Source organism: Nocardioides sp. Soil796, assembly GCF_001429525.1.
Lineage (GTDB): Bacteria > Actinomycetota > Actinomycetes > Propionibacteriales > Nocardioidaceae > Nocardioides.
Map to the genome: position 1 here is coordinate 200,733 of NZ_LMSQ01000020.1, position 12,625 is coordinate 213,357.

The following is a 12,625-nucleotide window of genomic DNA, read 5'->3' on the forward strand; positions in this document are numbered from 1 at the left end:
GCTACCTATCAAGACCTGGAGAACATGGCGAGCATGCGGCGAGTCACCGCGAAGCCACCGAAGACGTTGATGCTGGCGAGCAGGATCGCCACGAAGGACACCGCGGTGATCGTGCCGTCGTACTGACCGATGGTCTCCAGCGCGCCGACGACGATGATTCCCGAGATCGCGTTGGTCACCGACATCAGCGGAGTGTGCAGCGCGTGGTGCACCTTGCCGATCACGTAGTAGCCGATCACGACGGCCAGGGCGAAGACCGTCAGGTTCAGCTGCAGCTGCGCCGGCGAGGCCGCGACCAGCAGGAAGAACAACAGGGCTGCGCCGCCGACGATCGCGGAGGTGCGCGCCGGGCTGGCCGGCTTCTTCTCCTCCTTGACCGCAATCTCCGCGGCCGGGGCGGCGGCCGGGGCGGCCGAGACCTGCACCGGCGGCGGGGGCCACGTCGACTCACCGTTGCGTACGACGCAGATCGAGCGCTGCACCACGTCGTCGAAGTCGAGGACGAGCTGACCGTCCTTCTCCGGCGTCATCAGCTTGAGGAGGTTGACCAGGTTGGTGCCGTAGAGCTGCGAGGCCTGCGCGGGCAGACGGCCCGCGAGGTCGGTGTAGCCGATGATCGTCACACCGTTCTCGGTGGTGACCACCTCACCGGCGACCGAGCCCTCGACGTTGCCGCCGGACCCGGCAGCCATGTCCACGATGACGCTGCCCGACTTCATCGAGGCGACCATCTCGGCGGTGATCAACCGGGGCGCCGGGCGTCCCGGGATCAGCGCGGTGGTGATGGCGATGTCGACGCCCGGCATGGTCTCGGCATACAGCGCCGCGGCGCGGGCGTTGTAGTCGTCGCCCATCTCCTTGGCGTACCCGGTGGCCGACACCTCGGCCTCAGGGTCCTCGACCGCGAGGTACTCACCACCCAGCGACTTCACCTGGTCGGCGACCTCGGGACGCGGGTCGGTGGCCTTGACCACCGCGCCGAGCGAACCGGCGGCCCCGATCGCGGCGAGACCGGCGACACCGGCACCGGCGACCAGCACCGTGGCCGGCGGGACCTTGCCCGCAGCGGTGACCTGGCCGGTGAAGAACCGCCCGAAGACGTGGGCGGCCTCGACGACGGCACGGTAGCCGGCGATGTTGGCCATCGAGCTCAGCACGTCGAGCGACTGGGCGCGCGAGATGCGCGGCACCGCGTCCATCGACAACGCCGTGATCGGCCGCGAGGTCAGGTCCGCCACCACCGACTCGTCCAACCGGGCATTCAGGATGCCGATCAGCGTCGCGTTCTGACGCAGCTGGTCGAGCTGGGCATCCGCCGGGGCGTTCACGCCGAGGACGATGTCGCCCTCGAACGGATCGCCGATCTTCGCACCGGCCTCGACGTACGCCTCGTCCGCGAAGCTGGAAGCCGAACCGGCCCCCGACTCGACGATCACGTCGTAACCGAGCTTGAGCAGTTGGCCAACGGTGGCCGGGGTGGCAGCGACACGGGTCTCCCCGGTCTGTGCCTCCCTGATGACGCCGATGATCATGTGATCACTCCGATTCCATGCTGATGACGACCACGCAGTCTGTGGCGACGTACGCGATGCTGGCAGCATTCCGCATGGGTAGCGGAGTCCTGCCGGGTGGTTGGCAATCTAGAGCCCGGGCGCCCAATATGCGGGCAACCATCCCAGCATGCGGATCGTGAGTCGCGCCTCAGCGCCCGATCCGGTCAGTGGCCCTTGAGGCCGAAGCGCTCCCACCACCGCAGCAACGGTCCCGGCGCCCACCAGTTCCATCGGCCGAGCAGCTTCATCGTCGCCGGCACCAGCAGGGCACGTACGACGCTCGCGTCCAGCAGCAGGGCGACCAGCATGCCGATTCCGATCATCTTCATGAACACGATGCCGCTCAGGCCGAACGCACCGATCACGATCGCCAGCAGCAGCGCCGCGCTGGTGATGATCCGCCCCGTCTTCTGCAGTCCGGTGGCGACCGCCTGGTCGTTGTCGTGGGTGAGGTCCCACTGCTCCCGCACACGGGAGAGCAGGAAGACCTCGTAGTCCATCGAGAGGCCGAAGAGGATGGCCAGCATGAGGATCGGCTGGGTGGCGTCGAGGTAGCCCTGGGACTCGAATCCGAGCGGCCCCTCCAGGTGACCGTCGGCGAAGATCCAGGTCACCACTCCGAACGACGCTGTGATCGAGATCGCATTCATCACGACTGCCTTGACCGGCAGCACCACCGACCCGAAGGCCAGGAAGAGCAGCAGCAGCATCACGCCGATCACGATCAGGCCCATCCACGGCAGGTGGCTGCCCACGGAGTCGAGCAGGTCGACCGTCGAGGCGGAGAGCCCGCCGACCTGCACCGACCCACTGCCCGGCTCGACGTCCCGGATCCGTTCCACCACGTCCTGGGAGAACTGGGACTGGCTGTTGCCCCGCCAGGTCGCCCTCAACAGCGTGACGTCGCCCTTGTCGGCCACCGGCTCCACGGTCACCGGGGCGCGCATCCCCTCCACCTCGCGGACGTACGCCGCCACGTCGGCCTTCGACGTGCCGTCGAGCAGCAGGTTGGCGCTGGAGGTCTCGGGACCGAAGTCGGTGTTGAGCTTGTCGGCTGCGACGTGCGCGGGCGCGTCGGAGGGCAGCACGCGATAGTCCACGCTGCCCCACTTGACGCCCAGGAACGGGGACGCGATCGCCAGGAGGGCGACGGTGACCAGCACGGTCACGACCACCGGGCGCCGCATCACGCCGTGTGCCAGTCGGGCCCAGGCGCCGTGGTCACTGCCCACCGAGACCGGACGGTGCCGGCGCCACGGCAGGCGACCGCCGTCGACCCGGCGTCCGAGCAGTCGCAGCACCGCCGGAAGAACCGTCAGCGCGGAGACCATCGCCACGATCACGGCCGCCATGCCGCCGTACCCCATCGACTTGAGGAAGCTCTGCGGGAAGACCATCAGCGAGCTGAGGGCGGCCGCGACCGTCAGCCCCGAGACGAGCACGGTGCGTCCGGCGGTGGTCATGGTCGTCCTGATCGCGGTCGCCGAGGCGTCGGGGTCGTCAGCGGGGAGGCGGCCAAGCTCCTCGCGGAAGCGGCTGATGATGAAGAGGGCGTAGTCGATCGCCAGGCCGAGCCCGATCAGGGTGATCACGTTGACGGAGAAGACCGACACCTCGGTGAACACGGTGAGCAGCCGGACCACGGCCAGCGCGCCGATCACCGCGATCGCCCCGACCAGCACCGGCATCGAGGCGGCGACAAGGCTGCCGAAGATCAGCAGGGAGAGCAGCAGCACGAACGGCGCCGAGATGGTCTCGGCCTGCGCAAGGTCCTTCTCGGTGATGTCGTTGACGTCGCCGTACACCGCGAAGGCGCCGGCCACGTCGGTCTTCAGCCCGTCGGCCTCGAGGTGCGGCTCCAGCGCGTCCCAGCTCTCGAGGAGCTCGTTCTGGGTGTCGCCCTCGAGAGAGATCGGCACCTGGACGGCGTGCTTGTCGTGACTGACCAGGGCCTCCGACGGGGTGTCGTAGTAGTTCACGATCCTGGTCGTGACGGTGGGCAGGTCGGCCACCATGTCGCGCACCGCGGCCTCGAACTCCGCGTCGTCGACGGTGAGGTCGTCGCTGGAGTAGATCGCGACCACGTCGACGGTCTGGTTGCCGAACACCGCCCGTTCGTGGGCGAGTTCCTTCGAGGACTCGCTGGCGGAGTCGTCGAAGCCACCCTGGGAGAGCGAGTCGAAGACGCCGGCCCCGTAGGCGCCCGCGCCGAGCACCGCGAGCACGCCGATGACGAGGATCTGCACTGCCCTGCGGGCGACGATCGCACCCCAACGCTCCATGACGACCATCCCTTTGTGACGAGGTGTCAGATTAGTTAACGCCGTTAACTGTAAACAGTGTAAACTCGTCGCGTCAACCGCCCCCGGGAGGAAATTCGTGACCATGGCCAAGGAACGCCGCGAACGCCAGCGGCAAGCGACCCTCGACGAGATCGTGGCCGCCGCGCGCGCGATCCTGGCCGAGGGAGGCGAGCTGTCGCTGCGGGCCGTGGCCCAACGGATCGGGATGACCGCGCCCGCGCTCTACCGCTACGTCGAGTCCTACCAGGACCTGCTGCGCGTGGTCGCGATCGGCATCGACAGCGCCATGTCGGCGGAGTTCCTCGAACCAGCCCGCGACGCCCACCCGGTCGACGACCCCGCGGCCCGCATCACCGCCGCTGCAGTCGCGTTCCGTCGCTGGGCACTCACCGCGCGCAACGAGTTCTCCGTCGTGTTCGCGAACATGGACGTCGCCTCACTGTGCATGGACCCGACCCTGACCGAGACCACGCTGACCAAGGCCTCCGCCTCGGGAGCCCTGTTCAACGACCTGCTGGTGCAGATCTGGCAGAAGTACGACACCCCGTTCCCGCCACTGAACGAACTGGACGACGACCTCGTGCAGATCCTGCGCGACCCGATCATGCCCGACGTCCCACTCGAGATTCCCGACGAGATGCGCGGGCTGCTGTGGGTCTTCACCCAGTCGTGGGCCGCCCTCTACGGGACCGTCACGCTCGAGGTGTTCGGACACCTCGACCCGCGGATGATCGAGAGCGGTGTGCTGTTCCGCCAGATGTTCCGCACCCAGGCCACGCTCCTCGGCCTCGCCGACGAGCTCGACCGGCTCGAGCCGCTGATCGTCACAGGGCTGAATGTCACAGGGCTGCGCGCGACATGACCTCGTCGACCCAGACCGGCACCAGCTCGCCGGCCTTGCCGTGCCGCGCCTCGTCGAAGAACGACGTGCCCTCACTGGGCACCAGGTTCAGCTCGAGGGTGCGCGCGCCACATGCCTTGGCCATCTGCACGAAACCGGCCGCCGGGTAGACCGCCCCCGACGTACCGATGGAGACGAAGAGGTCGGCGGCCATCAGCTCGCGCTGGATCCGGTCCATCTCGTAGGGGATCTCGCCGAACCAGACCACGTCGGGCCGCAGCTCGCTGACCCCGCACCGCGGGCACGGCGGGAAGTCGCTGAGCTCGTCGGTCCAGTGGGAGCGCCTGCCGCAGCCCCGGCACAGGGCCGACAGCAGCTCGCCGTGCATGTGCAGCACACGGCGCGAGCCCCCGCGCTCGTGCAGGTCGTCGATGTTCTGGGTGACCAGGAGCAGGTTGTCGCCGATCACCTCTTCGAGGCGGGCCAGCGCGAGGTGCGCCGGGTTCGGCTCGACTCCGGCCAACGCGGCCCGGCGGTCGTCGTAGAACTTCTGCACCATGGCCGGTCGGGCGTCGTACGCCTCGGGGGTCGCGACGTCCTCGACGCGATGGCCCTCCCAGAGGCCGTCGGCGTCGCGGAACGTCGGCACGCCGCTCTCCGCGGAGATTCCGGCACCGGTCAGCACGACGACATTCACCCCTGCACCATAGAGGGAACCGGCGAAGCGTCACCGCCGTTTCAGGATGCGTACGACGGGGTGTCGCGCGGCCACCGGCCCGACGGTGCTCACTTCTCGGCGAAGGTGTAGCTCATCGTGTAGTTCGTCAGGTCCACCTCGGTGGCGGTCACCTCCAGGCTCTTGTCCTCGCCCGCCACCGTGAGGGAGCAGGTGATCGTGGCGCCTTCCTCACCGGGCAGGTCGGGGCACTCGAGGGACTGCGGCGCCTCGCCGAACTTGCTCTCGGCCTGGGTCGACAGGTCCGCCTCGATCGACTCCGCGGTCTGGCCGAACTCCTTGGCGGCGTCCTCCATCTGCACGTCGAGGCCGAAGTCGTCACCCGAGACCTCGCTGACCTCGACCTGCCCGTCGACGACGAGGTAGTAGCCACTGGCCTCGCTCGTGCGCGTGCACGTGGCGGTGGCGCCCTTCTCACGGTCGACGTCGGGGCACTCGAAGCCGCCCTCAGCGAGGTTGTCGACCTCGCTCTCGAGCGCCGTCTCCGCCTTGGCCGCCACGTCCTTGCCGGCGATCACGTCCTTGTCGTCGCCCCCGCCGCCGTTGCCGCCGCCGTCGTCCGAGCAGCCGGCCAGCGCCACCAGGGCGATCGCAGCCAGTGTGGTCGTGAGCGTCATCGTGCGCATGGAAGTCCCCTGGTGTCGGTGAGTCACGGCCCCACCCTTCCCGACTCCCGCAGAATCATGCGTACGCCGTACCCGGAGCGGAGCGATTCGGTCGCTGGACGATGTTTCAGTGTCCCGAGGACGGGTACGGGCCGGAGCACACAACCCCGATCGAGGAGTCCCCATGAGCGGAGAAGTCCGTGTCGACCCGCCGTCCCTGCGGCGACTGGCCACCGAGCTCGACGATGTCATCACCCTCCTGGCTGCAGCACAGCAGTCAATTTCCGACTCAGACACCCAGGCCGATGCGTTCAGCCCTTCGGGCCAGCCGCTGGCCTACGCCTTCCTCGGCGCCATCGAGTACGCCGGCAACGACGCCTACGAGCAGGCCGCCCAGGTCGCCTCGATCCAGCGCCGCCTGAACCGAACCGCAGACCAGTGGGAAGAGGCCGAGGAAGCCTCGACCGTACGAGTCATCCGTTGACCCCGCGCACCACCACCCCAACGACTGAGGAGCGAATGTGAGCATCGGCGAAGGCGTCGACGCAGGAGTAGAGGCAGCCGTCCGCGTCAACCAAGGGTTCTGCATCTATGCAGGCTGTTTCCCGATCAACGTGCTCCCGCCACCCCTGTCCATCGTCGCGGACCTTGCCCTCACCCAGGCCGCCAAGTCGTTCCCGGCGATCGGCGATGGTGGAACCCTCGGCCGTCACGGCATCGTGAAGCGGCGCGGAACGCTCGGCGGGCTCAACAAGAACCCGGGCCTCAAGTTCAACAACGGCACTGCCTGGATCATGAGTGACGGGCTGGGCGCGCCCTTCGCGGTCGGCGAGGCAGCCGACAAGTGGTTCGATGCCGCGGACAAGCTCTCGCAGGCCCGCTCGCGCCTGGAGCAGCTCACCTCCAGCCTCACCTCGGACCAGTGGTCGGGTGACGACCGCGAGGCGTTCAACAAGGAGCTCGGTGAGCTGGCCCAGCAGATCGGGGACGCCGAGCTGTTCGCCACCATCGTGGGATGGTCCCTGGTCGCCGGCGTGGTCCCCCTCGGCGCCTGGCCCCTCGGCTGCAGCATCGTGGGCGTCATCCAGTTCGCCAACGCGAGCCTCTTCTACGCGGCCGTCGCCAGCATCGTCGGAAACCTCGGCCCGTCCGAGGTCATCTACGCCGAAGGCCTGGCCACGGCGATCGCCTGCAACCGCAGCCTCAAGATCGGCTCCTACGTTCTCCTCGGAGTCCTGTCTGCGGCGGCTGCCGGCATTGTCGGCGGGGCCCTCATCAACGCCGGACAGCAGGAGAGCCACGGCGACGAGGATGCGTGGACCGACCTGGCCCGGGCCACGGTCGAGATGACCATCGAGCAGGGCGTGAAGAACCTGGCCGGGAGCGGCATCGAAGCACTCAGCCCGTGGCCGGTCGACCTCGGCAACCGGATTGCGAACCCGGAGGACTACCTGGGGAAGAACAACGACCCCATCCAGGAGGGGGTCGACGATCACCTGGGCGAGCACGCCGAGGACGCCGGCAACAAGGGCGGCGACATCCTGTTCGGCGAGGACAAGCCGGACAGCGGTCCCTACAGCGGCTGACTGCGACAGTTGGAGCCCCGGTCCACCGAGCTTTCGGTGGGCCGGGGCTCCTGCGTGGTCAGGGCTCCTGCGTGGGTCGGGGCTCAGGCCAGGATCGCGAGCACGAGCGGCACCGGCGACACGATGATCAAGAGGGCGAGTACGACGCGCGCACAGCGACCGCCGGCCGATTGGGACCGTGGGTCGCGGACGAGGCCGGTGCCTGCCGCCGCTCCGTCTCGGCGGCTCGGGAACACGCGGTCCACCAGACGACCGAGCGTGCCGAGGACGGTGTCGTACCAGAACTCGAGGAATGACTCGAGGGCGACGATGTAGCCGATGGAGACAGCCGGGTCGCGTCGAACTCCCAGCAGGAAATGCCCTGCCGTGGAGCCGTGCCTGACCGCCAGCCGAGCCTCGACGAAGAGGCAGACCACGGCACCGAGGATCCCGATGCCGATGCCGAGCCCGATGAACAACGTGGAGCGATCGTCGTCGGACTCAGCGAGAAGGATCCCGAGGCCGAACCAGAACACGAAGAACCCGGCCAGGGCGATCCAGTCGAGCAGCCCCGCCGACCAGGCACGCAGGCCGGAGACGGGTTCGCCGTACGGGGCGCCGGTCGTGGTCGTCGAGGGTGGTCCGCCCTGCCACTGAGGCGGCGGTGGCGGGTAGGACATCGCCGTACCTCAGCCGGCGCTGCCGGGACGGTCGCCCCGCTTCGACGGGTTGTACTGCTGCCGCAGCCGGGCCACCCGGTCGAGCTCCTCGCCGCTGAGGCGGAACGCGCCCATCATCTCCTCGCGGAACCGACCGAGCTGCCTCTGCGCCTCTTCGGGGTCGGGCATCTCCGGCGTCTTGACGCCCAGGTTGTTGACGATCTCCATGGTCTGGTCGCGCAGGTGCTCCACGGCCTCCGCGATCGCGGCCTTGACCTCGCGCGAGAGGATGCCGGACGTCAGCCGAAGAGCACGCGGATCGAACTCGAGGTCCTGGATGCCGCGCTGGGTCCAGGTCACCCGGACCTTGCCTTCGGCCCCGAACCCCTCACCGACCAGTTCGGCGAGCTGCGGCTCGATCTTGCGGAACTCACCGAGCTTCCGCTCGTTCTCCTGCATCTCCTGTTCTGCCTGCTCGAGATAGCGATGAAGCTGGTCGTGGAATGACATCCGAGAAATCTCCAAAACACGGGGTGGGCATTTTCGTCTTCACCGTACCGCGCACCCGCGACGCACAAACCCCTGTCTACAAGGCTCAGAGGACGAATGAGTACAGCAGGACCGCAACAGCAAAGAGCAGCATCCCCAGGCAGTTGAGCCAGAACTCCTGCTTGAGGAACCTTGCCTTGAGGTGCGCGTATGTTGCCGCCAGGAAATAGGCGATCACACCGACATTCGCCGCGAGACCGACGCCCTCGACCTTGATGCCGATGAGCAGTCCAGCGACTGCGAGGAGCTTCACGCAGATCAGCACCCACCACCACTCGCGTGGGAGGTTCACGCCGTCCAGGCAGTCGCGGATGAACTTCGGCGGGCGAATCGACAGGATCGCGTCACCGAACAGGGCAGCGGCGAGGAGCGCCGTGGGCCACCAGGGCTCCGGAAGCACGGACATCACTTTCCTCTCGGGGTTGCGATGTAGGTGAAGACGGCGTGCATGTCCTCGAGCGACTGCTCAGCGGCGACGCCTCCCCTGGCGGCGGAGGCGCGGATCGCGCCGAGGTAGGCGAAGTAGATCGCCTTCGCCGCGACCGGAACGTCCTTGGAGCCCATCCCGGACTCCTGCAGGACGACGGAGAACTCGCGAACGAGGTCGTCAGCCAGGCCGTGGAAGAGAGCCGAGTCGTGATCACCACTCGTGAGGATGGCGCTGTACTCGCGCGACAGCTGGGCGTCCTCGGCGAAGATCTCCAGGAAGGGTGCGACGACCTCGAGAATGCGATCCGCCGGGTTACCGCCGGGCCCCGATGGGCCCTCCGGAACGCCGTCACGCCTGCGCCCGACGTGGATCTGCTCGATCGACCTGTCGAACATCGCGACAAGCAGCTGGGCCTTGTCGCCCACAGTCATCACGCTGCCGACACTGACCCCGGCGTCCGTCGCGATGTCCCGGACCGTCGTCGCCCGGTAGCCGCGCTCGCGGAACAGCCGCTCCGCGGACGCCATCACCTTGTCGTGGGTGGCCTGTCGCAGCTCGTCGCGGGTCACCACGGTGCGACCATCTTTGACTGAACACGTTCACTGAACATGTTCAGACAATAGGTGCGAGTCCCTGACCCGTCAAGGCGTCACGCACGCGACATGCGATGACGTCGTGCGCGTGGGCGAACGGTCAGCTCAGCACGGACTCGGCACGAAGGCCGTGCGCCAAGGGTCACCTGGTGGCCGCGGTCCCAGAGTTCCACCGCCGCCCACGAGCCGATCAGCCCGGTGCCGCCGACCACCAAGACCTTCGCCTTGCTCACCGCTCTCCCAGTCTCCCGCTCTCGATCACCGAGGGTGAGCGCGTCAGACGCCGTACCCGCCGTCGACGTCCAACTTCTGCCCGGTGATGAAGTTCGCGCGATCCGAGACCAGGAAGGCAACGGCCTCGGCGATGTCGTCAGCAACACCGAAACGTCGGAGGGGGATGTTGCCACGCGTGATCTCCAAGGCACTCGGCTCGAGTTCCCCGCTCGAGATCAGGCGCTCTGCCATGCCGTCGGTGAGCATGCCGGGACCGACGCTGTTGAACCGGACCCCGAACCGACCCTCCTCGGCGGCAAAGCCACGCACCAGCGATTCAACGGCAGCCTTGGGACCGGCAGACATGCCGTCCCGGACGGGATAGCGCGAGGTGGCAGCGGTCGTCACGGCAACGACGGTCCCTGAGGAGGAACGCAGCGCCGGCAGCGATGCCGAGATCAGATTGAAGAACGCCGCGACCTCGGCGTTGAGCGCCTGGCCGAACTGGCCCGGGCTGACCTTGGAGAGATGGATCATCGGAATGTGGGGGCCAGCGGAATGCACGACGGTGCGCACACCGTCCCAACCTTCACCGACATCCTTGACGTAGGCCGCCGTCGCCTCGGGATCCTGCAGATCGATGGCGTCGGCGCGCGCGGTCGCACCGAGGGATCGGAGCTCCTCCACCAATGCGTCTGCCGCATCGGTGCGGCTGCGATAGGTCAGTGCGATTCTGGCGCCGGGGGCTGCGAGCTTGCGACAGATCGCGGCACCGATGCCGCCGGTGCCACCGGTCACGATGATTGCACCAGGCGTGTTCGAGGTGGACATGGTCATCCCCTTCGGGTGTTGACGGATCGCAGCAACATGTGACCCAGAGCTGCGTCTGAGTGGGTCAGGGTCGACTGATCTGTCGGGACGCAATGAGCCAAGTCCCGTCGATCCGCACGAACCGGTCGCGGTAGACGCCCATCGATTGCAGTACGGGCATCTCCCGGCCATGCGTGTAGTAGTGCCAGTACGCCATGGACGTTGCCTCGTCGGGTCCCGGGTCGACGGACACGGTGGTGATGACGTGGAACGTTCCTGTTCCGGGGCCCTGGATCCCGGCATCGCGTCTTTCCTGCGCGCCGATGAGGGCACTCTCGCGGCCGGTTCGGACTTGGGCTGGAAGGTCGATGTCCGGCGACGCAGGCATCTCCCAGGTGAAGTCTTCTGCAAGCAGCGCGCCGTACTCCTCAAGCGTTCCGAGGTCGGCCGCCTGGGCCAACCTGGCGACCAAGTCGGAGATCAAGACGACATGCGCTGCGCGTTCGAGCAGGTCCACTTCAACGTCCCTTCGAGGATTCGACTCATCCGTGTCACATCCAAGCAACGCCTGATACTGGAGTCGTGCCCTCTCCCACTCATCGAGAAGCAGAGTCCCCGTGTGGGGTACTTCGCCGCCAGGCTCGGCCCCACCCGAGCTAGCTCAGATCGTGCGTCAAATTCAGCAGATGTCCGATGAGCGCGAGATTCGGACCCTCCTCGCCACCATCTACCTGCTGGAAGACGAGGACCTCCAGGCCTCTGACCTGCGGGTTTCGACAGGCTCAACCACCGGCGGCGATCAGTAGTACCAGGGAAACTCGGACCAGTCGGGGTCGCGCTTCTCGAGGAACTGGTCGCGACCCTCGACGGCCTCGTCGGTCATGTAGGCCAGGCGAGTGGTCTCGCCGGCGAAGAGCTGCTGGCCGACCAGGCCGTCGTCGATCATGTTGAAGGAGTACTTCAACATCCGCTGGGCGGTCGGGCTCTTGCGGTTGATCTTGCGGCCCCACTCGAGGGCTTCCTTCTCGAGGTCGGCATGGTCGACGACCCGGTTCACCGCACCCAGTGCGTGCATCTCCTCGGCGTCGTACTCGTCACCGAGGAAGAAGATCTCACGGGCGAACTTCTGCCCGACCTGGCGGGCGAGGTACGCCGACCCGAAGCCGCCGTCGAACGAGCCGACATCGGCGTCGGTCTGCTTGAAGCGGGCGTGCTCGCGGGAGGCGAGGGTGAGGTCGCAGACCACGTGCAGGGAGTGGCCGCCGCCGGCCGCCCAGCCGTTGACCAGGCAGATCACGACCTTGGGCATGAAGCGGATCAGCCGCTGGCACTCGAGGATGTGCAAGCGACCCAGCTTGGCCTTGTCGATCGGGTTCGGCGGGGCACCCGCGTCGACGTGGCCGTCGGTCTCGTACTCGTAGCCCGCACGGCCACGGATCCTCTGGTCGCCGCCCGTGCAGAAGGCCCACTTGCCGTTCTTCCCACTCGGCCCGTTGCCGGTCAGCAACACGCAGCCGACGTCGGCCGACGTACGCGCGTGCTCGAGGACCCGCAGCAGCTCGTCGACCGTGTGCGGCCGGAACGCGTTGAGCACGTCGGGGCGGTCGAAGGCGATCCGCACGGTGCCGTGCGCCTTCGCGCGGTGATAGGTCAGGTCGGTCAGGTCGTCGAAGCCGGGCACCACGTCCCACGCCTCGGCATCGAAGATTTCGGAGACTCCGTCGATCGCGCTCATGGGCGCAGGCTATCGGCCCCGTGGAATGCGCGT

The 12,625-nt window shown here is 67.6% G+C and carries 14 protein-coding genes; 3 read left to right on the forward strand and 11 right to left on the reverse strand.

Annotation, left to right across the window (positions count from 1 at the left end; translation table 11 throughout):
* Window positions 1–8: 8 nt before the first annotated feature.
* Both ASH02_RS22060 and ASH02_RS22065 read right to left on the reverse strand, forming a co-directional pair.
* A complete protein-coding gene (locus ASH02_RS22060; protein WP_056683448.1) occupies window positions 9–1,532 on the reverse strand; it encodes a Re/Si-specific NAD(P)(+) transhydrogenase subunit alpha in 1,524 nt (507 codons plus the stop codon).
* A gap of 185 nt (window positions 1,533–1,717) precedes the next feature.
* Window positions 1,718–3,835 carry an MMPL family transporter gene (locus ASH02_RS22065; protein WP_057295512.1) on the reverse strand — a complete coding sequence of 706 codons (2,118 nt, stop codon included), beginning with the start codon at window positions 3,833–3,835 and terminating at the stop codon, window positions 1,718–1,720.
* A 103-nt stretch (window positions 3,836–3,938) separates the two neighbouring features.
* Here ASH02_RS22065 and ASH02_RS22070 point away from each other — a divergent pair, with 103 nt between their 5' ends.
* Window positions 3,939–4,718, forward strand: coding sequence for a TetR/AcrR family transcriptional regulator (locus tag ASH02_RS22070; protein WP_056891587.1), 780 nt, complete (start codon window positions 3,939–3,941; stop codon window positions 4,716–4,718).
* Here the strand turns inward: ASH02_RS22070 and ASH02_RS22075 are convergent.
* Together ASH02_RS22075 and ASH02_RS22080 are read right to left on the reverse strand one after the other, a co-directional pair.
* Window positions 4,696–5,394, reverse strand: coding sequence for an NAD-dependent deacylase (locus ASH02_RS22075; RefSeq protein ID WP_056683454.1), 699 nt, complete (start codon window positions 5,392–5,394; stop codon window positions 4,696–4,698). The genes ASH02_RS22070 and ASH02_RS22075 overlap by 23 nt on opposite strands.
* A gap of 89 nt (window positions 5,395–5,483) precedes the next feature.
* Window positions 5,484–6,050 carry a DUF4333 domain-containing protein gene (locus ASH02_RS22080; RefSeq protein WP_235539098.1) on the reverse strand — a complete coding sequence of 189 codons (567 nt, stop codon included), beginning with the start codon at window positions 6,048–6,050 and terminating at the stop codon, window positions 5,484–5,486.
* A gap of 172 nt (window positions 6,051–6,222) precedes the next feature.
* Here ASH02_RS22080 and ASH02_RS22085 point away from each other — a divergent pair, with 172 nt between their 5' ends.
* A complete protein-coding gene (locus tag ASH02_RS22085) occupies window positions 6,223–6,522 on the forward strand; it encodes a type VII secretion target (protein WP_056683459.1) in 300 nt (99 codons plus the stop codon).
* Window positions 6,523–6,559: 37 nt separating this feature from the next.
* Window positions 6,560–7,624 (forward strand): hypothetical protein, encoded by a 1,065-nt coding sequence (locus ASH02_RS22090; RefSeq protein ID WP_056891589.1) that lies wholly within the window; start codon window positions 6,560–6,562, stop codon window positions 7,622–7,624.
* A gap of 83 nt (window positions 7,625–7,707) precedes the next feature.
* Here the strand turns inward: ASH02_RS22090 and ASH02_RS22095 are convergent, their stop codons facing one another.
* The 7 genes from ASH02_RS22095 to ASH02_RS22125 form a co-directional block, all read right to left on the reverse strand.
* The gene (locus ASH02_RS22095; RefSeq protein ID WP_057295459.1) at window positions 7,708–8,283 is read right to left on the reverse strand and encodes a hypothetical protein; all 576 of its coding nucleotides are present in this window, start codon (window positions 8,281–8,283) and stop codon (window positions 7,708–7,710) included.
* 9 nt (window positions 8,284–8,292) lie between these two features.
* On the reverse strand, window positions 8,293–8,772 hold the full coding sequence (locus ASH02_RS22100; RefSeq protein WP_056683467.1) for a YbaB/EbfC family nucleoid-associated protein: 480 nt from the start codon (window positions 8,770–8,772) through the stop codon (window positions 8,293–8,295).
* 85 nt (window positions 8,773–8,857) lie between these two features.
* The gene (locus tag ASH02_RS22105) at window positions 8,858–9,217 is read right to left on the reverse strand and encodes a DoxX family protein (protein WP_057295460.1); all 360 of its coding nucleotides are present in this window, start codon (window positions 9,215–9,217) and stop codon (window positions 8,858–8,860) included.
* Window positions 9,217–9,813, reverse strand: coding sequence for a TetR/AcrR family transcriptional regulator (locus tag ASH02_RS22110; protein WP_057295461.1), 597 nt, complete (start codon window positions 9,811–9,813; stop codon window positions 9,217–9,219). Before ASH02_RS22110 ends, ASH02_RS22105 begins: the two co-directional genes overlap by 1 nt.
* Window positions 9,814–10,110: 297 nt before the next feature.
* Window positions 10,111–10,878 carry an SDR family NAD(P)-dependent oxidoreductase gene (locus ASH02_RS22115; RefSeq protein WP_156393673.1) on the reverse strand — a complete coding sequence of 256 codons (768 nt, stop codon included), beginning with the start codon at window positions 10,876–10,878 and terminating at the stop codon, window positions 10,111–10,113.
* A 64-nt stretch (window positions 10,879–10,942) separates the two neighbouring features.
* The gene (locus ASH02_RS22120) at window positions 10,943–11,374 is read right to left on the reverse strand and encodes a nuclear transport factor 2 family protein (RefSeq protein ID WP_057295462.1); all 432 of its coding nucleotides are present in this window, start codon (window positions 11,372–11,374) and stop codon (window positions 10,943–10,945) included.
* Between the two features lie 282 nt (window positions 11,375–11,656).
* A complete protein-coding gene (locus ASH02_RS22125; RefSeq protein WP_057295463.1) occupies window positions 11,657–12,592 on the reverse strand; it encodes a 1,4-dihydroxy-2-naphthoyl-CoA synthase in 936 nt (311 codons plus the stop codon).
* Window positions 12,593–12,625: the final 33 nt, after the last annotated feature.